The 22,197-nt window shown below is 40.9% G+C and carries 14 protein-coding genes and 1 pseudogene; 6 read left to right on the forward strand and 9 right to left on the reverse strand.

Annotation, left to right across the window (positions count from 1 at the left end; genetic code table 11):
- Positions 1-29: 29 nt before the first annotated feature.
- Positions 30-935 carry a glutamate biosynthesis transcriptional regulator GltC gene (gene gltC / locus A3GQ_RS0110125; protein WP_028776954.1) on the reverse strand — a complete coding sequence of 302 codons (906 nt, stop codon included), beginning with the start codon at positions 933-935 and terminating at the stop codon, positions 30-32.
- A 164-nt stretch (positions 936-1,099) separates the two neighbouring features.
- Between gltC and gltB the strand changes: the two genes are divergently transcribed.
- Together gltB and A3GQ_RS0110135 are read left to right on the forward strand one after the other, a co-directional pair.
- Entirely contained in the window at positions 1,100-5,605 is a 4,506-nt protein-coding gene (gene gltB / locus A3GQ_RS24015) for a glutamate synthase large subunit (protein ID WP_051271544.1), read from the forward strand.
- Between the two features lie 15 nt (positions 5,606-5,620).
- A complete protein-coding gene (locus A3GQ_RS0110135; protein WP_028776955.1) occupies positions 5,621-7,075 on the forward strand; it encodes a glutamate synthase subunit beta in 1,455 nt (484 codons plus the stop codon).
- Positions 7,076-7,487: 412 nt separating this feature from the next.
- Here A3GQ_RS0110135 and A3GQ_RS24020 read toward each other — a convergent pair whose 3' ends face one another.
- The 3 genes from A3GQ_RS24020 to mgtE all read right to left on the reverse strand — a co-directional run bounded on the left by A3GQ_RS24020 (position 7,488) and on the right by mgtE (position 10,990).
- Complete coding sequence (locus A3GQ_RS24020) at positions 7,488-8,177, reverse strand: phosphatase PAP2 family protein (RefSeq protein ID WP_051271547.1); 690 nt, start codon at positions 8,175-8,177, stop codon at positions 7,488-7,490.
- A 155-nt stretch (positions 8,178-8,332) separates the two neighbouring features.
- Positions 8,333-9,550 carry a glycosyltransferase gene (locus tag A3GQ_RS24025; protein ID WP_051271548.1) on the reverse strand — a complete coding sequence of 406 codons (1,218 nt, stop codon included), beginning with the start codon at positions 9,548-9,550 and terminating at the stop codon, positions 8,333-8,335.
- Between the two features lie 111 nt (positions 9,551-9,661).
- The gene (gene mgtE, locus A3GQ_RS0110150) at positions 9,662-10,990 is read right to left on the reverse strand and encodes a magnesium transporter (protein ID WP_028776956.1); all 1,329 of its coding nucleotides are present in this window, start codon (positions 10,988-10,990) and stop codon (positions 9,662-9,664) included.
- A 159-nt stretch (positions 10,991-11,149) separates the two neighbouring features.
- On the opposite strand from mgtE, the pseudogene A3GQ_RS24030 reads away from it, so the two are divergent.
- The 3 genes and pseudogenes from A3GQ_RS24030 (at position 11,150) to A3GQ_RS0110170 (ending at position 14,922) form a co-directional block, all read left to right on the forward strand.
- Positions 11,150-12,540: pseudogene (locus A3GQ_RS24030) on the forward strand (SpoVR family protein).
- Positions 12,541-12,903: 363 nt separating this feature from the next.
- Positions 12,904-13,614: a C40 family peptidase gene (locus A3GQ_RS24035; protein WP_245596766.1), complete on the forward strand. Its 711-nt coding sequence runs from the start codon at positions 12,904-12,906 to the stop codon at positions 13,612-13,614.
- A 234-nt stretch (positions 13,615-13,848) separates the two neighbouring features.
- Entirely contained in the window at positions 13,849-14,922 is a 1,074-nt protein-coding gene (locus A3GQ_RS0110170) for an NAD(P)H-dependent flavin oxidoreductase (protein WP_028776957.1), read from the forward strand.
- Positions 14,923-15,212: 290 nt separating this feature from the next.
- Here the strand turns inward: A3GQ_RS0110170 and A3GQ_RS0110175 are convergent, their stop codons facing one another.
- From A3GQ_RS0110175 to A3GQ_RS24050, 5 genes are read right to left on the reverse strand one after another with little or no spacing between them, the layout of a single operon-like run.
- Entirely contained in the window at positions 15,213-15,668 is a 456-nt protein-coding gene (locus tag A3GQ_RS0110175; protein WP_028776958.1) for a GNAT family N-acetyltransferase, read from the reverse strand.
- Positions 15,665-16,981 (reverse strand): YheC/YheD family endospore coat-associated protein, encoded by a 1,317-nt coding sequence (locus A3GQ_RS24040; RefSeq protein WP_051271551.1) that lies wholly within the window; start codon positions 16,979-16,981, stop codon positions 15,665-15,667. The genes A3GQ_RS0110175 and A3GQ_RS24040 overlap by 4 nt, the downstream gene beginning before the upstream one ends.
- Positions 16,982-16,996: 15 nt before the next feature.
- A complete protein-coding gene (locus A3GQ_RS24045) occupies positions 16,997-18,364 on the reverse strand; it encodes a YheC/YheD family endospore coat-associated protein (RefSeq protein WP_051271553.1) in 1,368 nt (455 codons plus the stop codon).
- Entirely contained in the window at positions 18,364-19,485 is a 1,122-nt protein-coding gene (locus A3GQ_RS0110190; RefSeq protein ID WP_037464535.1) for a YheC/YheD family endospore coat-associated protein, read from the reverse strand. Before A3GQ_RS0110190 ends, A3GQ_RS24045 begins: the two co-directional genes overlap by 1 nt.
- Complete coding sequence (locus A3GQ_RS24050; RefSeq protein ID WP_051271560.1) at positions 19,485-20,879, reverse strand: YheC/YheD family endospore coat-associated protein; 1,395 nt, start codon at positions 20,877-20,879, stop codon at positions 19,485-19,487. The genes A3GQ_RS0110190 and A3GQ_RS24050 overlap by 1 nt, the downstream gene beginning before the upstream one ends.
- Before the next feature lie 749 nt (positions 20,880-21,628).
- Between A3GQ_RS24050 and A3GQ_RS0110205 the strand changes: the two genes are divergently transcribed.
- The gene (locus tag A3GQ_RS0110205) at positions 21,629-22,105 is read left to right on the forward strand and encodes a hypothetical protein (protein WP_028776961.1); all 477 of its coding nucleotides are present in this window, start codon (positions 21,629-21,631) and stop codon (positions 22,103-22,105) included.
- The last annotated feature ends 92 nt before the right edge of the window (positions 22,106-22,197 follow it).

The raw sequence follows: 22,197 nt of genomic DNA on the forward strand, positions 1-22,197 counted from the left end.
TGACTCCCCTTTCGTGTTTTAGAGACAATTTAACTATTAAATTCATTTAAACGTAAGAAGAAACGAGTTACAAAATCATAAAACAATTGCTCAGATGGTGGGAGTTTACGATTTTTTGGAATGATGATTCCGACATTTCGCGTTAAATTGGGTTCGTGTATAGGTACTTTCGCTGTTCCTCGCGGTACATTATCGATCAAAGTTACTTCTGGTAGCAGAGTTACACCTAATCCCGTAGCAACCAAGCCTTTAATTGCATCAATATCTTCCCCTTCAAATGAGATATTAGGAGAAAATCCAATTTGGGTACAGGCATGGATGACAATATCTCGCAAGATAAAACCAGTAGGAAATAAAACAAAAGAATCGTCACGTAAATCGTTTAAATAGATGGATTGTTCAGATGACAAAGGGTGATGGATAGGTACCAAGGCTACAATCTTTTCCAGAAATAGAATACGGCCTTCTATTTGTTTTTCATTGATTGGTATGGGACCTAGCAAAGCTAGGTCGATTTCTCCTTTTTTTACAGCATCAATCAGTTGCAGATAACTTCCTTGTCGAAGTTGAAATCCGATATGAGGATACTGATCACGAAAAGCAGAAATGACTGTTGGCAAAGTATGGGCTGCTAGACTACTCGGAAAACCAACCCGAATCGTACCTCTTTCGGGATCGAGAAATTCATCCATTTCTTGCTTTGCATTAGAAATAGCTCGTACAGCAGCTTTTGCATGATGTAAAAAAATCTTTCCTATTGGTGTAATTCTTATATTTCTACCCTCACGGATAAATAGTTGAACACCAAGTTCTGCTTCTAAGTTGGCGATTTGCCTGCTGACTGCAGATTGCGCTACATGCAAAGATAATGCAGCTTCGGTCATATGTTCGCGTTCGGCTACTTCGATAAAATATTGAATTTGCCTTAACTCCATACTAAAACCTCTTTCTCATCAAATCCATCTCATTTTGAGATTATTTCTATCTTAAATATATATTGTTCGCATCGGTTTGAAAATATAAGATAAGTATAAAATTTAAAGAAAATAATTCTAATTTGAGATAATCGGCAACTTCTAAGATAAAGGAGAGAGAGTTAGTGACGCTATCACATTATCCTCAAAAGCAGGGTCTCTATGATCCGCAAAATGAACATGATGCATGTGGAGTAGGTTTTATTGCTCATTTAAAAGGTAATCCGACACATGAAATAGTGAAACAAGGGATCCATATGTTGACGCAACTGCATCACCGTGGCGGTGAGAACAATGGAACAGGTGATGGAGCAGGAATGATGTTGCAAATTCCGCATCTTTTTTTTCAACAATGCTTTCCTTCTTTACCAGCAGAAGGTCACTATGGAGTGGGGATGATTTTTTTTCCAAAAGACCCAGTAGAACGAACGGAATGGGAAGGTTTACTCACTGCTTTGATTGAGCAAGAAGGACAGCGGCTTATCGGATGGCGTACTGTTCCTACTGATGATGCTGCGCTAACAAGTGTGGCAAAAGAGACAGCTCCTGTCATTCGTCAAATAATCATAGGACGATCGGATGGGATGGATACACAAGCTTTTGAAAGAAAATTGTATGTAATTCGCAAGCAGTTTGAAAAACATGCAGAAGACAAAGTTTATATTGTTAGTTTATCGAGTAAAACCATTGTATACAAAGGACTACTTACAGCATTTCAGTTAGGTTCTTTTTACTTAGATTTACAAGATGAAAGTTTTGCATCTGCATTCTCCATGGTGCATAACCGATTTAGCACCAATACATTCCCTAGTTGGAAGCGTTCTCATCCTTATCGTTATCTTTTACACAATGGGGAGATTAACACATTGCGCGGGAATGTGAACAGCATGTTCGCTCGGGAGAAAGCATTTGCTTCGCAATTATTTGGTGAAGATTTAGAAAAAATTTTACCCGTGTTAGACATGGATGGGACTGACTCTGCCATCTTGGATAACTGTTTTGAATTTCTTGTTTTATCTGGTCGATCTCCTACACATGCTGCGATGATGATGATTCCTGAGGCATGGGAAAAAAATGAAGATATCGTTGATCCTGTTCGTGCTTTTTATGAATATCATACAAGTGTTATGGAACCATGGGATGGCCCAACAGCGATTGCTTTTACAGATGGTAGCCAGATAGGGGCTATTTTAGATCGCAATGGGTTGCGGCCAGGGAGATATTGTGTGACAAAAGATGATTATATTGTTTTCTCTTCCGAAGTTGGTGTTATCAATATTCCTCAAGAAAATATTCGTTATAAAAAACGATTGCAAGCTGGGCAAACATTGTTGGTAGATCTGAAAGAGGGAAGAATTGTTGGAAACGAAGAGATAAAGGAACAAGTGGCAAATCAGCACCCTTATCGTAAATGGCTGGATCAAAATATGATACCTATAGAAGATATCCCAGCACGTCAAGTATTACCTGAATGGAACGCAGATGAACTATTTGTCATGCAAAAAATGAATGGTTATACATGGGAAGAGCTGCACAAAAATTTGCTTTTGATGGTTACAGAAGGGAAAGATCCCATTGGTTCGATGGGAAGTGATACTCCTTTAGCAGTATTATCTGATCGGCCTCAACTTCTCTATAACTATTTTAAGCAGTCGTTTGCGCAAGTGACTAATCCTCCTATTGATGCGATTCGAGAAGCTTCTGTCACATCTACAACTTCCTTACTAGGCTCAGAAGGGAATTTACTGGAACCTCATTCACGGGATTGCCAGAAAATTCGATTACAGACACCCATTTTATCAGATGTACAAATGGCTCAAATTCGTAATCAATCTTTTTCGGCTTTTCAAACGGAAACGATACCTATGCTTTTTTCTGTATCTGAACAAGATTTAGAATCCGCAATGAATCAGTTGTTTTCATTTGCTGATAATGCAATAGAAGCAGGTAAAACGTTATTGATTCTCTCGGATCGCAAGATGGATGAAATGTTAGCTCCGATTCCAGCGTTATTGGCTGTTAGTGGTTTGCATCACTATTTGGTGCGAACGGGAAAAAGAACAAAAGTAAGTATCATCGTGGAAACATCAGAAGCTAGAGATGTCCATCAGTTATCGATGCTTATCAGTTATGGGGTAGATGCGATCAATCCCTATCTTGTATTTGCTACATTAGATCAAGCTATAACAGACGGGAAGATTCAAGGTATGGTGTTGCCAGAGGCTATCCATCGTTATGTTCAAACAGCAACGGAAGGAATCGTAAAGGTAATGTCCAAGATGGGCATTTCCACTATACGTAGTTATCGCGGTGCTCAAATCTTTGAAGCTATTGGTATCGATGAGCAAGTGATCGACCGATATTTTACCCGGACACCCTCTCAATTAGGTGGAGTCAATCTTGAAGTTATTGCAAAAGAAACGATCCTGCGTCATCAACAGGCATATGAATCTTTAGCATTTCCATCCAGAGATTTAGAAGCAGGTAGTGATTTTCAGTGGAGGAGAACTGGGGAGGCACATGCATTTGCTCCGCAAACGATACACACTTTGCAGCAAGCATGCCGAAAGAATGACTATTCCTTGTTTAAAAAATATACAGAGATGGCAAATAAGGAACAGCTTATCTTTTTGCGTCATCTGTTGGATTTTCAATCCACTTTACCTGCTGTACCGTTAGAAGAAGTGGAGTCAGTTGAATCCATTGTGCAGCGTTTCAAAACAGGTGCAATGTCTTTTGGTGCTTTGAGCGAAGAAGCACATGAAACACTAGCAATAGCTATGAATCGACTTGGTGGAAAAAGCAATAGCGGAGAAGGTGGAGAAAACCCATCACGTCATACAACGGATGAAAATGGCGATTCTCGCTCTAGTGCCATCAAGCAAGTCGCATCTGGCAGATTTGGGGTTACTAGTGATTACTTGGTACATGCCAAAGAGATCCAAATTAAGATGGCGCAAGGGGCAAAACCAGGGGAAGGCGGGCAGTTACCAGGCTCCAAAGTATATCCTTGGATTGCCAAAGTAAGAAATTCTACTCCTGGTGTAGGGCTTATCTCTCCTCCTCCACATCATGACATTTATTCGATTGAAGATTTAGGGGAGTTAATCTATGACTTGAAAAATGCAAATCGTCATGCGCGTATCAGTGTGAAATTAGTAGCAAAAGCGGGTGTAGGTACAATAGCAGCAGGCGTGGCAAAAGCGTTAGCGGATGTGATTGTAATCAGTGGACATGATGGCGGTACGGGTGCTTCTCCCAAGACGAGTATGAAACATGCCGGGCTTCCTTGGGAGCTGGGTCTTGCAGAAACCCATCAAACTCTACTGTTGAATAATCTTCGTGATCAAGTGATTTTAGAAACAGATGGAAAGCTAATGACCGGCCGAGATGTTGTTATTGCAGCGCTTTTGGGAGCGGAAGAATTCGGATTTTCCACTGCGCCACTTGTCGTATTAGGCTGTATCATGATGCGCGCTTGTCATTTGGATACATGTCCAGTGGGTATTGCGACGCAAAATCCTGACTTGCGTGACCGTTTTTCTGGGGATCCAGATCATGTGGTGCATTTCATGCATTTTATTGCACAAGAAGTGAGAGAAATCATGGCTTCACTTGGATTTCGGACGTTGAATGAAATGGTTGGTAGAGTGGATGTATTGACAAAAAGTGATCGAGCTTTGCAGCATTGGAAAGCAAGTCATCTGGATTTATCCACGCTTTTCTACCTTCCTGATACAGATGCAGTAGTGGGAGAATATGGCCAAAAAGGGAGAGATCATCAACTAGAACAGACAATGGATGTAACGACGCTTCTTCCATTGAGTCACCATACTTTGCAAGAGGCTCAATCCGTGCATGCGGTGCTCCCTATCACCAATACCAATCGAGTGGCAGGAAGTATAGCTGGCAGTGAAGTGACGAAAAAGTATGGGATAAAAGGATTACCAGATCATACGATTCGATTCCATTTTCATGGATCAGCCGGTGTTAGTTTTGGGGCCTTTGTACCAAAAGGAATGACCTTGTCTCTTGAAGGAGATGTCAATGATTATATTGGAAAAGGTTTATCTGGTGGGAAAGTGATTGTATATCCGTCTAGACAAGCTACATTTTCGTCATTTGAGAACGTAATTGCAGGGAATGCAGCTTTTTATGGTGCTACTTCAGGAGAAGCCTATATCAGTGGAATTGCAGGAGAGAGATTTGCAGTACGCAACAGTGGTGTACATGCAGTAGTGGAGGGAGTAGGAGACCATGGCTGTGAGTATATGACTGGAGGGCGAGTAGTCATTCTTGGATCGATTGGGAAAAACTTTGCCGCAGGTATGTCTGGTGGCATTGCTTATACCTTTACAGATGATAAAGAAAAATTTGGACAGAAGTGTAATCAAGATATGATTTTACTAGAAAGTGTATTAACGGACAAAGAACAAGCACAAGTCCAACAAATGATCCAAAAACATGTGCAATATACAAATAGCGAGTATGGTAAGTATATGTTGCATCATTGGGAATCCATGTGTGAGCAGTTAGTTCGTGTCATACCGAAAGAATATAAACAAATCATGGAACTGCAAGAGGAACAAACAGAGGAAACGCTTATTCCGCAGGCTTCATCGTTCAACTAAGAGGAGGGGAGAAATATGTTAACAGTAAGAAGAGAAAATCCTAAATCCATTGATCCGCTCAAAAGACAACAAAATTGGGGGGAGTATTCTCTCCCCTTCTCCTCGGAGAAGCTTCAAACGCAAGGTTCCCGTTGTATGGATTGTGGAACACCGTTTTGTTCAACTGGGGCATTTGTGAATGGCAATTATGGTTGTCCATTGTTTAATCATATTCCAGAATGGAATGAACTAGTAGCAAAAGGAAACTGGAAAGAGGCCTTACATCGTTTGATGATGACCAATAATTTCCCGGAGTTTACTGGACGAGTTTGCCCTGCGCCATGTGAAGGTTCTTGTACGGTTGCCCTGCATGATTCTGCCGTTGCGATCAAAAGTATAGAACAAGCAATTATTGATAAAGGCTTTGAAGGAGGATGGATCATAGCACAACCGCCTAAGCAACGGACTGGTAAAAAAGTAGCCATCATAGGGTCTGGTCCTGCTGGATTGGCAGCTGCAGATCAACTCAATAAGGCAGGTCATTTGGTGACCGTGTTTGAAAAAGCAGATCGGATTGGCGGACTATTGATGTATGGGATTCCCAATATGAAATTAGAAAAACATTTGATTGAGCGTCGTGTAGATTTGTTAACTCAAGAAGGAGTTTCGTTTTTGACGAATACGGCATTGGGTACAGATGTTACTTTGCATGAACTCCAATCGGAATTTGATGCAGTCATTCTTTGTACAGGAGCACAGGAGCCGAGAAAATTGGAGGTAGAAGGTGCTGCTTCTTTAGGGGTATATGTTGCGATGGACTATTTGACGCAATCAACCAAACATATGTTAAACACAAAGGAACCTCTGTCGATATCTGCCAAAGAGAAAGAAGTGATTGTCATTGGTGGAGGAGATACGGGTGCAGACTGTATTGCTACAGCGCTAAGGCAGGGATGTAAAAGTGTCGTGCAATTTGGAAAGCATCCACAACTTCCACAGGGCAGAGCGGAAGATAACCCTTGGCCAGAGTTTCCCTATGTTTTCACATTAGACTACGCATATGAAGAAGCAACAGCTAAATTTAAAGAAGATCCGCGTCAATATTCGGTAGTTACAAAGAAAATTGTCAGTGATCAGCAAGGACAAGTGAAAGAAGTGCATACGATTCAAGCACATGTGATCAAAAAAAGGACTGGGGAAGTGTATGTACAAGAACTAGCCGGAACGGAAAAAGTATGGCCAGCAGATCTCATCTTTGTAGCGATTGGTTTTGCAGGAGCAGATGAACAATGGATGGATCAACTGGGTTTAGCTCATCATAATAAACTTGTTCAAGCGGAGTATGGAGCATATACGACAAATATTGATGGTGTATTTGCTGCTGGAGATATGAGAAGAGGGCAAAGTCTTATTGTCTGGGCGATCCATGAAGGTCGAGAAGTTGCACGGGAGTGCGATCAATATTTGATGGAAACTACTCAGTTGCCTTAAGTTATTGACACTCCCACGGCTTTAGCCGTGGGATTCTTGAGTCGTTAGCGTCCGCAATCCGTTTCCGTTTGGAACAACACTCAAGTTCAGGGGTGTGCCATCACCCCATCCCATTCAGTTAGAAGTGTACCCGCATGGGCGGAACACCTGTTACCAGTGTTCTAGTTCTCTTCTTGCCTCTAATGGTTTTACTCGGCGGGAGACGTATCCATTTGCCGCCGAAACCCGATACCATTACATTTCCAAAGAACAAACCTACTACCAGTAGGATGATCACCGATCATGTGTTCTAATATACAGAATATTCGTTTCTCTTGCAACTCCTCTTTAGGGTTTCTAGCAACATCGTCTTTCATCCCACGATTCAAACCGTGGGATTTCAGTCGACAATTGCTGTAAGAAAAAGCTCATATCATGGAGATATGGGCTTTTTCGAATGTAGTTGGTTCCCTTTCCTACACTCAGATAAGATTCTTAAACTCAGAAGACAAATGGTAACCCAAGCGCCACCAGCTGCAAATCCAGCGATTACATCGCTAGGATAATGAACCCCTAGATAAACTCTACTTAAACCGACCATACTGACCAAAAACAGGGTACTGCTGATGAGGATTATTTTTGCTTTATTTGCATGGGAAAAATGGAGTATGATCATGCACAACATTCCATAGAAGATAAAGGCTCCCATCGAATGGCCGCTTGGGAAACTATACCCTGTTTCTTCTATTAATCGCGAGAAATTAGGTCTTTCTCTCTGGAATATCCATTTGAGCATGAGATTAAAAAGACCTCCTAGTCCAATACCAATGACCAGAAATAACGTTTCCCAGTATTTCTTTTTCCAAACCAGTAGACCAGCAGATAAAAAAAGAAACCAGACTAGAGCATCTTTGGAGCCAAAAAAGGTGAAAAATAGCATCATTTGAGTAAGATCCGGCCGAAGCGAGTGAATCCAAGCAATGATCGTATGATCAAAAGTATAAATCTCTTGTTCGAGCAGTTCATCGGTTACTTCTTCAAAGATGCTAATACATACATATAGGAAAAAAATCGATTTTAATAGGTAGAGGATGTTTGGTAAGGTAATCGGAAAGTTTTTCATATGTTCACCTTCGATTTAGATTTACGATTATTTAATCATTATATCGAAACGTATTGGTGGAGATGGTAAAGATATCGCCGAAAAGCAGTGCGCCCCAAATCCGTGTGGATTTGGGGCGCTTTACTAGCTATGCTGTCTCCTGTTTAGGACTAGACTTAGGATCGAGTTACCCAAGAACTGTTCCCGCGGGTCAGATAGGCGCGGATTCGACCAGGAACCAGCATGAATACGTGGACTGCTCCGTAAGCTGTGGCGAATCGCCCCTTGCTGACGAATACGGGTTTTGCATTCAGATACGTGATCAGCCCACGAGTTCCCAGCATGGCGAGCATGACGACTGCTTCATCTCGCATGCTCTTTCGGACGAGAGCCTGAAGGGCAGCGAGTGCCGGAGGACCCACAAGCAGGAGCGGGAAATACGTCCGCACCACCATGTCTGCCAAGGGATAGCCGTTTCCGGACTTCCGAGAACGGATCTTGGCGGATCGCAACGACAGGAGTTGATCCCGGAACATACTCCTGTTCCAGCGAATCTGCTGGTTGCGGTATTCCTCCAGCGTCTCCGGAACATAGGTCATCGCTTCTGCGCGACCCTCATAGACAGCCTTATACCCAGCGTCGATGACCAGGTTGGTCAACTGCAAGTCATCGCCCGCAAGGCACGGCTTCCCCTTGTAGGTCTGACCGAGGTAATCGGACCAGATGGCATCCAGCAGGGATCGGCGATACATCGAGATCGGACCCGTACAGGTCCAAACCGCTCCGAAACGCGACTGTGCTTCACGTTCCAACTCGAACATCAGTCGGTAACGCTCGGCGAGTAGTTTTGTCAGCCCGTTTTTATCTGCATTGGCGACACTTACCTTTCCAGCCACTGCGCCAATACTGCGATCCGATTGCATCCGTGCCACCATCAGCATGAATGCGTTAGGTTTGAACGGCGAGTCGGAATCTCCTGTGAGGATCAGTTCCCCAGAAGATACTTGGAACGCAGCATCCTGTGCTTGCCTTTTTCCGGCATTTTTCTCGCGCAGGATGATGTGCCAAGGAGGCTTGTTCCTGTACTTGTTGTAGATTTGCTCCAGTTCCTCGCGATTCTTGGTGGAGCAATCGTCGACGAGATACACATTCAGCTTGTCTGCTTGGTACTGGCCTTCAATGGACTGGAGAGTTTCCTCCAGTCGTTCTGGCGACTCGTTGAAGACAGTGATGATTACATCGATTGTAGGAAGATCGTTCTTGGATCCCAAAGAGGTCGATCGAGAGCTGTTACTGGCATAGCGCCTCTGCATGACTGCATGTGCAGTAGAAGCAAGGACATAAAGACCGCCAGCCGTGTAGAGAATGGCTCGCTTTTGGGATTTGGATAGCATGTCTTTCCTGTTCTTTTTGTTCAGGGACAGTATTAGCGCTGGTGCACTAACTAGTACTCTCAGTATATAAGGTACATGCACAATTGGTAAATATTATTATGGAAATAATGATTAAACTTGCAAAATCCATTTGGCGATCGTAAAGTAAATCATCAATCCTGTTCCATCAACCAACGTGGAGATCAAAGGACCAGAAACAACAGCAGGATCGATCTTTAATCGATGTAATAGTAATGGTAAAAATGCAGATACGAGTGATGACCACAACACAATGGCGAGTGCAGAGAGAGCGACAACATACCCAATATGAAATTCCACATCCAAAAGGAAAGCTCGTATATAAGCGACGATTCCGAGAGAAATACCAAGTAAAACGCCTGTGAGCAATTCTTTCTTGATGACCCGAAAAACATCTTTGAATACAACTTCTCCTACCCCTAGTGCACGGACAAGCGTGCTGACAATTTGCGAACCTGTGTTACCGCCTGTACCAATTAATAAAGGAATAAAAAAAGATAAGGCCACAATTTTATTGACTGCATCTTGATAGTAAGCGAGAACATTCGATGTATACGCTCCTCCGATAAAAAGTACCAAGAGCCAAATAATACGTTTGCTGAATAGTTGCATACTGCTTGTTTTGAAATAAGTGTCTTCTAATGGCTGGCTGCCACCTAATTTTTGGAAATCTTCGGTTGCTTCTTCTTGAATAACATCGAAAACATCATCAACGGTAATAATTCCAACTAATCTTCTTTCGTGATTAATCACAGGAAGTGCAATCAAGTCATAGCGGGATAAGATAATAGCTGCCTCTTCTTGTTCCATATCCGCAGGAACACAAACCACATCTTCTGTTATGATGTGTTCCAATCGAGTATCAGGAGATGCGAATATCAATTCTTTTAACGAGACAACCCCTACTAAAATTCCGCGGGTATCTGTTACATAAATATAGGAAACGAGCTCTGCCTCATGACCGACTTTGCGAATATGCTGTAATGTCTGCTCACAACTCCAGTAAGTTCGTGCGGAAATAAAGTCAACTGTCATCAAACTTCCAGCAGTATCTTCAGGATATGTCATCAGTTGATTGATCTTTTTCCGATAATCCATTGGTAAAAATTCCAATAAGCGTTCAGCTTGTAGAGGATGAATGGCAAGCAGCATATCTACCACCGTATCACTGGACATCTGTTTAAACAGTGGGGAGGAGAAGGCGATCGGCAGATGCTGCAAAATATGATATTGCTGCTCAGGGTCTAAGTATTCGATTGTTTCAGCAGCAATGGGAATGGAGATCAAAGGCAGGAGGCTGATTTGTTCATCATGATCGAGGCCTTTGATGATTTCCGCAATATCATAAGGTTGTAGAGGGTTGATAATGTCATATACATCTGATGAAGAATCTTTTAAGTTTAGGCGGATTTGTTCTTGCAACAGGGTATAGTCCAACTGATCGTCCTCCTTATGACAAATCACAAATCTTTCTTAGTATGTGCTAGCTGCATAAAAAAGAATGCAAAAACAGTAATGTGTGTTTACTACAGGATAGTAGTAGGGAAAAGAAAGATATAACAGAAAAAGGGGTGAGTCTTGTTGAGTGAGCAAAAAGACTTGGAATACGCGATCGAAGAAATAACCGAGATTGCGACTCACTTTGGCCTTGATTTTTATCCCATGCGCTATGAAATTTGTCCAGCAGATATCATCTATACATTTGGGGCTTATGGGATGCCAACTCGTTTCTCTCATTGGAGTTTTGGTAAGGCTTTTCACAAGATGAAACTATCTTATGATTTCAATTTGAGTAAAATTTATGAGCTAGTGATCAACTCGAACCCCTGTTACGCTTTTTTGTTAAAAGGAAATAGTCTCATTCAAAATAAACTGATTGTTGCCCATGTTTTAGCCCACTGCGATTTCTTTAAAAATAACTTTCGATTTTCTCGGACATCACGAGACATGGTGGAAAGTATGTCTGCGAGTGCCGAACGGATACGTGAGTACGAATTGAAATATGGAAAAGAAGAAGTAGAACAATTTTTGGATCATGTTTTGGCTATTCAAGAGCACATCAATCCAAGCCTGCTTGATGCCTATACTAGAAAACGAAATGGACATTCACCTCTTCCAAAAGTGGGTCCTTATGATGATTTATGGAAATTAGATGGAGAGGAAGAGCCGAAACAACCGAGTCTTAGTCGTCGGTTTCCAGAACAACCAGAGAAGGATCTTTTGCTTTTTATTATGAATCACAGTCGAGTACTGCATGATTGGCACCAAGATATTTTGACGATTTTACGGGAAGAAATGCTTTATTTTTGGCCTCAATTGGAAACGAAGATCATGAATGAAGGATGGGCTTCTTATTGGCATATACGCATCATGCGAGAGCTTGATTTAACCGAAGCAGAAACAATTGAATTTGCCAAATTGAATGCATCCGTATTACAACCATCTACCACTTCGATCAATCCTTACTATTTAGGGTTGAAAATGCTCGAAGATATCGAGCGAAGATGGGATCATCCAACAGAGGAAGAGATAAAGAGGTTAGGCAGGAAACCTGGTCAAGGCAGAGAGAAGTTATTTGAAATTCGTGAATTGGACTCGATATCTCTTTTATTCGTAACTACTTGACCCGTGATTTAGTAGACAAACTCGATATGTATGTGTTTCAAAAGCAAGGAAATGATTGGAAAGTTTCGGATAAAGAATGGGAAAACGTACGAGATCAGCTGGTGACTAGTCGAGTGAATGGCGGTCATCCAGTAATTATGGTGAAAGATGGGGACTATTCTCGTAATGGTGAAATATTTTTGCAGCATCACTATGAGGGAATGGAGTTGGATGTGAAGTATTTAGAAAAAACACTTCCTCACATCTACGCATTATGGGGAAGAAATGTACATCTGCAAACCGTGATTGACAAACGGGAAGTTGTGTTTACCTACAATGGGAAAAAATGTGTACGTAGATTTTTATAAAATCAGCGACGGCTCCCCTGCGCGATGCGGGGGAGCCGTCTGTTCACTCAGGAACGGTCAGCAGGCCTGGGGCCGGAGCCGCCCGGCTGACCACCGGTCTGATCCTGTCCGCCGGCCTTCTGCGGAACATCGGATCCCGGGGTGATTCCGAACATGATGTTCATGTTGCTCCTTCTGAACAGCGAGTATCACGTTGATACTTCCTGTTCATTATACCTATTAATCAGGTGGTTTTCTATGTATTTTGATTAAAGAATTACATTCATTTTATAGAATTTACATATTTTGTATAAAAATTTAGGCTATATGTATGTTACAATAAAACCAACTTCCGGAAGAAAAAGTAATTCTAAGGAGGATTTGATGCTAAATCATAAAAACATCAAAATCGGTATTGTAACATTATCCGCAGTAGCAATTTCCACTTTTGCTTTTCCATTCATACAGAGTAATGCTGCACCAAGTACAAGTAGTACACTAGGTCTTGTAAACAAAATGTACTCCAATATATCTGGTAAAACAGCACCTACAACTAATCCTAACTACTCCAACAATAACAGTAGTAATACAGGCACTTCTGGTTCAGATAATTCTGGTACCAACAACTCTGGTTCTACTAACTCTGGCTCGAATAGTGGCACTGGTTCTACTACTACATCACCTACTAGTGGGTCGACAAGTCAATCAAGCGTAGCTCTTGCTGACAAGATTATCGCGACTGGGGAAAAATTCCTGGGCACTCCTTACCAATATGGGGCTGCATCTGGCCAGACAAGAACTTTTGATTGTTCTTCCTTCACACAGTATGTATTTAAACAAAATGGAATCAAGTTGCTTCGTAGTTCTCGCCAACAGTATACCCAAGGGACAAGCGTAGCTCGTAACCAAATTAAAAAAGGGGATCTCCTCTTCTTTACTACCTCACATTCAGGTGGGAAAATTGGACACGTTGGTATCTATGCAGGGAACAATAAGATTCTTCATACATGGGGATCAAAAGGAGTACAATACGAAAGTTTAGATAGAGCTTGGTTGAAACAAGGTTATGTCGGAGCAAAACGTGTAATAAAATAATAGAAAAATTGGTATCCGTGAACATTTTCACGGATTTTTTTTATTGCACTGTTTTTTGAAACATAAGAGTTTATGATAATTAATTTTAACTAGTGATCATGTAATGGAGTATAAATCTATTCCTTTGTTAGCGTAGCTTTTTGTGGGAATATAGCATTAGGTACATGTCAGATTGGATAAGAGATTGAGCACTTTTTATCCATCAAAGGATGAAAAAGAAGAAGGTGATTTTCGATGAAATCATTAGATACAAATTTTTGTTCTGTTTTCGGAATTCGTTACCCTGTTGTACTTGCGGGTATGGCTGGTGGCCCATCTACTCCAGAGTTGGTAGCTACGATATCACGAGCAGGTGGTTTAGGAACATTAGGGGCAGCTTATATGACTCCTGAAAAGATAAGAGAAGCAATTCGAAGCATTCGCAAGCTTACAGATGCTCCATTTGCTGTAAATCTATTTATTTCTCAAATGCAGACGTCTACTGTTCCCATCGAACGCAACGTGCAATATACTTTGAATCAAATGAGAGATGATTTGGGTCTTCCGCAAAAATACGATACTAGCATTACAATAACGGATAATTTTGATCAACAATTTGCTGTTTTAATAGAAGAAAAAGTACCTGTCATCAGTACAGCATTCGGCATTTTATCAAATCGTTACCGTGACCAAGCAAAAGCTGCTGGTGTAAAGTTAATTGCTATGGCAACTACAGTAGAAGAGGCAATTCTTGCTGAAAAAGCAGGTTGTGATGCTGTTGTTGCACAGGGGATGGAGGCTGGAGGTCATCGAGGGACATTTGATGTGAGTGATCAGTCAATGGGTGCAAATGTGGGACTATTTTCTTTGCTCCCTCAAATAGTCGATCATTTGCACATACCTGTGCTAGCAGCTGGCGGTATCATGGATGGCAGAGGATTGGTTGCAGCTCTAGCACTTGGAGCCTCAGGTGTTCAAATGGGCACTAAGTTTTTGACAACTATTGAATCTGGAGCACATCCTGCATATAAACAAGCATTGATAAAGGCGAAAACAGAAGATGTAGTATTGACAACTGTTTTTTCTGGTAGACCTGCTCGAGGAATTAAAAATAGGTTTATGGAGCATTGGGAAAAGATTGGGGTACAACCTATGCATTTTCCTATCCAAAATTCGTTGACAAGAGATATTAGGGATGCTGCAAGTGCTGAGAATAATACGGATTATATGTCACTTTGGGCTGGACAAGGAGTAGGAATATTGACACAAGAGCAATATGCAGAGGAAGTATTCCTTGAGATCGTAGGAGAAGCAAATCGTCTTTTGTGAGTTGCAATATATTTTTACTTTTCTCATAAATATAGGTATCTATAAAAGAATTTGCCCCCGCATGCTCGGGGCAGTGGGGGTTCACTCACTAGGATTGGTCTTAGCTTCCTTTGGAACCCTGCTAAGGGAAATGGGTGTTTCATGGTTATAGGTGTCTGTAGTGGTGACTCGTTCAACGTTTTTTCAGACCGTCGATCAGTTCAGCCAGCTCCTTCTAATCCATCTCCAATATGTTCCTTAAAACAACACAGAGGTGTATAAAAAGCACTTCCTCAGAGGAAAGTGCCTTTCTATTTTATATCGTTTGGATCATATTCGCCGCCACCTAACCAAAGGGTAGGTTTTCCAGTGGGTCCCTTAAATAACTGAAATGCAGTAAATCCACAACGAAAACAAAGTTTTAAACTCGCAACATTATCACATGCTACTTTTGTATATACTTTTCCTAGTCTCTCTTTTGCCTCCATCAGGAGAGCTTCCCCTACTCCTTGCTTCCGATATCGAGGATGGACAGCAGTGATTGCTTCCTCGATCCCATAGCGACTGAAGATCATGACTCCAGCCAATTGTTTTTCCTCTAACGCAATAAGAGCAATGGATCCTGGTATAGGATCACTTGTTGAAATTTGTGATAACCAGCGCAGAGCCCGATGCGTGATTCTACCTTCACCATTTTTACGGAGGAATAGGATAATTTTTTGCCGGTAAGGAAGGAGATTTGGTAATGTAAAGGTAGTAATCTTCATTCAGCAACAACCCTTCGTGGATAGGATGAAAAACCAGCTAGAAAGCATGCGTATTCCAATATTCTACTCAGGGATTTTGTTCGAATGGCAGGTTCGTCAAATTTTTGAGGTTTGGCATTCGCTTCGAAAAACCATAATTTCCCTTTGGTATCGATGCCGATATCCATTGACATTTCCCCATGGTTCTCCCTCGTTTTTTCTTCAATCTCTTGTGCGAATTGTATGCCTAGCTTTGTCAGTTGATGTTGAAGGGCTTCTTTTTGTGTGGGGAAAGCAGATCCTAAAACACGATCCACTTGTTCGATTCTTCCTCCCATGGGTACATGTGTGGAGATTGCCTTTTTTCCTGCAATGCGAACTCCGATCCCAGATACTTTCCAGAGGGCTGTTTGATCTTTTTGAATCAACATTCGGATATCAAATGGTCTGTCTTGATAAGTAGCTAGTTCAATAGCCTGTTGTATAAGGTATCCTCGGTTGGCTGCCTTTTTTTTGATTTGTTCATATACTTGTTGTAGATGATGGTATTTCAACTGTTCTTTTTGTTTTTTTGTTTGATGGGTCAACACATAAGGCCCTTTTCCCTCCACTTTCATCATGCCGATTCCTGCTTTTCCTTCAACTGGTTTTAGAATGAGAGGTGCATGGGAGATCATCATCTGACGAAAAGAAGGATAATCAGTTAATTTCGATGTAGCAGGAAGATGTGTTCGACAAGAAGTTGGAGATAGCGTTTGATACAAAGACCACTTATTGAAGAAATGAGGGTTAAACATAGGGATGTTTTTTCTTTTTAAATACTGGACTGCATTTAGGACAGCAACAGATTGTTCATCTTGTCGATATGGAATACGGTTGTAGACCGCATCAGGAGTTGGAAGGATTGCTTTTCTAAATTTAGGGATAGGTTTAATTTCTTCCAATAGATACCCATGTACATAGGATTTGTCTTCAAGAATTCCTTTTGGCGTTAAGACGTATACTGTAATCCCTGTACATCGTCCCATTTGAATGAGGTCAGCAAAATTTCGATGATTTCCTGCGAATGGCTTTCGGTTATCACTTGTTAAAATTGCTACAAACGGACCTAACTGGTAATTTCCTTGTTCATTTTTTTTGCTGCGAACAGGAAGATGATTGGATTTGCGATGTAAGATAGGATCATTTTGAATCTGAATTTTGGATGGAAATCCTTTTCCTAATGTGACATCAATAGCTGGATGTTTACTTTGCTGCAAAGCTTTTATTGGATAAAAACGAAGAGGAGAAGAGTTCGGATCTAGTTCTAGCCATCCTTTGTTTGGTATTTGCATATGTTCTCCCCCTTGTTATACAAATTCCGCTAATTTCATGCTGTAATCTGTAATACACTTGGCGGATTTTCGGCCTGCTTCTCGCAATGTAGGATGATCGAAAATATGTCTACCTGGTTTTGCATTGCATTCAAATAACCAGATCCGATTCTCTTGGTCAATACCCATATCCATTCCGATTTCTCCTAGGAGCCCTTCTGCATTTTCTTCTAATACTTTTGACATTGTAATTGCAGTTTCTTTTAAGGATTGCATCATTTGTAGCGATTGATGACCAAAATGTTTGTCAAATAATTGCTGAGTAGGTAATAGAATTCCTCCTGTACGAACATGGGTAGTAACAGATCCGATTCCAGCCAATTTGGTTCCTATCCCGATGACTTTCCACTGATCGGTGCTATCTTTATGAACATGAACTCGAAAATCCACAGGCCTATTTTGTGCACGTAAGAGGCGAATCCCTTGTTGTGCTAGATAACCTTTAAATCGTTGGTTATCTTTGCGGAAATAATGCGCCAACAGAGATTCCAATGTGCTGAAACGATGAAGTATATTGCGTTCTCCTCCATGAAAACGACAATAATACCCTTTTTTAGGACTATACGTAATTCGGAAAATCCCTAGACCAAGACTGCCACGAGTCGGCTTTAAGTAAACCATTTCATATTTATCTAGCATAGCCTGTAAAGTTTGAACAGATGGAGATAGTACCGTTTCAGGAATATAATGTCGTGTTTCTTCCTCTCGACTTAACCATTCGTGAACAGACCATTTGTTGAAAAAGCCTTGATTGAATATTTTGCATTTGGTAAGTGTTTTTAATCGGCTTATGCAGTTTTGTACATGAGCTAAGTTTTCTGTTTTTCGATTTGGCACACGTTCATAGATGACATCTGGAAGTGGGGAAATATGTTTGCACCATTTTCCAAATTGATAATACCAACCTGTTACCACACGATTTTGCCAGTCAATCATTTCTGGTGTGAAAACATAAATAATTGGTTTTTCGCTTTCTCCGGCTTGGATAAAACTTCGAAATAAGGATGACCTACCTCCAAAGGGAGTGGCGATATTGGCATGATGTCCAGTGGTTAGTATTCCAATAACAGGACCAAATTTAAGGGTTCGATTGTGTACGACAACTCGCATCTTTCCTGAGTAGGGAAGTGCTAACGATCTTGCTATAGTAGGAGATAAGAAAATAATTTTCGAGTTGACAGTTTTTGTAGCAATAACACGAGTAATAACAGATCGATTACCTATCTCCACTTTGATAGATTGCCCATTTTGAAAGTCAAAACGGTTTAGTAATGTTTCAGGCATTAAGACGGCTTTTGCAGGAGTAGCATGTGATAGCTGCGTTTGGCAGATAATCGAATTCATCAATATCCTCCTACTTTCTGGGAAAGCAGAGCTTTTGCATATTGGACTGGAAGTTCCATCGAACGTTTCCTTGTCTCTATTTCGCCCGTCCGTAGGAAGACGGAGCGACCTGGTTTGGAATTCACTTCAATAATCCAAACATGTGCATGGCGATCGATTCCTACATCGAGGCCTAATTCAACTAGATTTCCATGCTGAGCTTCAATATGAACAGGAACAATAGAAGCGATTTGTTCAATCTGCGTTTCAATTGTTGCAATTTGTTCCTTAGTGAAATTTTTAATTAAAAATGGTTCCAATTTCGTGGCATCCCCACCTCCGTGTAAATTGGAAGTGATACTTTTTCCCTTTCCAATACGTATCGCTCTTCCTGTTGTTTCCCATTGTTGTTTTCCGTTTTTTTGTACTAATATTCTTAGATCAAATGGATATCCATCTGTTGTTTGTAAGGAGAGGAAAGGTTGGATCAGATATCGTGTTTTTTGAATAGAAGCATGTATCCATGTTAAAAGTTGTTGTTTTGTTTTAATGCTTTTTTCAAAAGGGAAGTTGGCTTTTGTTCTTCCTCGTACGTAATAGTCCTGATCTTGTTTCTTGATGGAAATTACTCCAATGCCATGACTTCCACCATTTGGTTTGATACATATATGAGGATATTTTTTGAGCATCTCTACTATGCTCCTAGGACCTTGGTAAAGCTGTGTTTCTGGTAAATAAGGTTCGATTTCTTGATTGGACTTGAGCATGTTATGGGTTTGTATTTTTCCCCCTAATGCTCTACCGAGAAATTGGACAGATTTGTCTTGATGAATACGAAGAATATGGGATCGATATAACTGGAAGTGTGCCGTACTCGTGTAATAACAGCGATCATAGATAACTAATGGTAATGGTTTTTTTTCAAATTTCCATCTATTGGCTTCTATATACCATGCAGCTACTTCTCGATTCGTCCAGTTAATTTTCATTGGATTAAAAATCAGTATATCTAGTTGATGCTGATTTGCGATTTTTGCCAATTGATAAAAGTAAGTAGCTTCTGCAAAAGGAGGAACTTTGGTGACATTTTTACTTGAACAGACAATGATACCGATGGTTCGATGATTAGAATGGGTTGTCATCACTTTTTCCTCCTCGCAGGTGTGGTATTTTTTATTCCAGCTATAAAGTGAACATAATCAAATAGTTTGGTTACAGATGGCCGTATCTTCACTCCTTGATTTAAAACGGTATCATCAGTCTTTGATGGTTTCGAATTGATTTCTAATAACCATATTCGCCCTTTTGTATCGAGTGCAAGGTCAATTCCTAGTTCTGCAAAATGCCCTTTCGCATTTTTTTCAAATGCATTTGCGATTTGGATAGCTGTATTACGAATATCGTTGCTAGTTGGTTTGTTGGTCAATTCATTTAATTCAGCTAATAATTCATGTACTTTTCGGAGTGTTCCACCACGAGCAAGATTAGATACAATTTGTCGATCATTTGCTATACGAGCTACTGCAGATGTGACAGACCATTTGCCTTCTTTGTTTTTTTGTGTCAATACCCGGAAATCAACTGGTCTTTTATCATAGGTGACAAGTGATAATCCTTGTTGAATCACGTATGGTTGCCGTTTTATTCGTCGGGTTAGAATTTTGCTTAATTCTACAAATGAGGTAGTAATCCGTGAACTCGTACCATTTGGTGTAGCATATTGATAGAGATAGGATTGATGGACTTTACTCAGGCGAATGATCCCTCCACCAAGGCTTCCATTAGTCGGTTTTAAGTAAAGGCATGGAAAACGCGCAATAGACTCCTTTACTTTTTTCACGCTATAGCGAATCGTATAAGGAAGCATAGATGAAATGGAATCATCTTGTTTGAGTATTTCGTGTACTTGCCATTTATCAAGAAATCGTTCATTAAACATGGGGATGCGATGATAACTGGTTAATTTATCTAGTTTCTTTTTAACATTTGTCTGTTCTTCGATTCTGCGTGAAGTAATCCGATTATAAATGATATCTGGATAAGGGATTTTGGTTATGATCCATTTGCCTTTCTCTTTTATCCATCCAGAAATGACTCGTTTGTCTAGTTCAATTTGTTCTGGTTGGAAAACAGCAACAGCAGTACCACAAGTGATACCAGCAAGCACACACTCATCTAAAAATTTGGTGAGTGGACCCAATACATTTTCTTGTTTTGTATCTGGGGTTGCGTTAATTAAAACCCCAAATAATGGTCCGAATTGAAGGCGCATTGCTTTATCATCATAATGTGCATAAATGGATGGTTGTGAACGCAAGTGGAGTTTTTTGGCTAAATCAGCATGTATTCGCACCAAGTTACCAGAATGGCTACTTAGGGAGAGATAGCCAGTATCAGCTGCACCACCAAAGGTCACCCAAAAAGGTTGATTTTTGATACCAAGGGCTAGGGCCACTGAGCGACTCATAACGATATTGGTGTTATTGGTAAATTGATGTCCCGGAACAATTTGCAGTTGCACCTTTTGTAGCCCCATAAAAATCCCCTTCCCAAGCGGTAACTACTGTATGTTATGTAGGCAAGTATCAAGGGGTGCGTAAAACGGGCTTCTTTTCATTCAGGAGGCTTTTGTTTTTCTTTGTATCGCAAATGAAAATAAACTTTGAAAATCAAATAGTGATTTTATTTTTTATTATGGAAAAGCGGCGGAGGTTCTCTCTGTATTTTGGTACAGAGAGAACCTCCTTTTGTCCTTGGCAAGTTACTGCTTGCTCTTCTTCCACCCCTGCCATTCACAGACGCAGAAAAGGATCCAGGAGGGGGTGACCATGTAACAGAAGATCTCGACAGTATCTACATAGCTGTCCTGTCGAGGATAGAGAACGTAAGTGCACATAGCACTACAACCAAGGATCATCACGACCAGTCCGAGGACATACAGAAACAGTCTCTTCATCATGGTAAGCTCCATGTCGATTTGGACGGATTATATTGATTATACAAAATGTATTTTGTAATAACAGTTGTTTTGATAGAAAAGTTGAGGGGATGGAACGAAAAATTTGTAATATTAGATGTGAAGTGATTTGACCTGATTATCAAAAAATAAATAATTGAAATGAAAATAGTAAATTTTTGAAAATAGTAATTAATCATTAAATCAACGAAAATATTATGATATGCTAAAAATAGTTGTCCGCTACAAAGGAGATTTGCTTTGTTAATTCATTGCCTATCAAGGATGCTAGGTGATTAGGCTCGTGGTGGTGTAAAGAAAGAGGAAAGATGTACAAGTCTGCTTCTTACTGGCCGGGTGCTGCTCAGTTGGCCTTGAACTACCTTTCGAAAGACTTTGGCAGTACGGAACTAAATCGAGTGAAAATGCACGTTTTTTCGCTCCTTTTGACCGGCAAGTCAGAGGAAGCGGATCGTCAGGCAGAGTTTCTTTGCGAACCGTTTCGTAGTCAGATCAAGTGCGAGATTTCCTATCTTTCGCACACGCCTTCCTATGTCGCAGGCAACATGTACTACGTGGAGGCGTACAGTTTCGCTTTCTCGTTCATCTACAAGTGGAATTTGTCGGAAAGTCAGTCACTCATCAGAACGGCCATCCTGCGCGAAATTTTCGAAGGGACACCGATTCTTGCTGTTAGCAAGGCTGAACTTCTGGAAGATCAGCAGTTGCAGGAAGAAGTCCTGATGGGTATCAGGTATTTGTTGCACCTTTGGGATCCCAAGCTCTTTAAGTTGGAATCTGCATAGGTGACCGTCGGCTGGGGAAGGGTAGCAATACCTTGACCCAGCCGAACCCATGTATCTTGCTTCTGCAAACGGTGAGTGGAATTGCGTGTTTT

It is taken from the genome of Shimazuella kribbensis DSM 45090 (assembly GCF_000428065.1).
Lineage (GTDB): Bacteria > Bacillota > Bacilli > Thermoactinomycetales > Thermoactinomycetaceae > Shimazuella > Shimazuella kribbensis.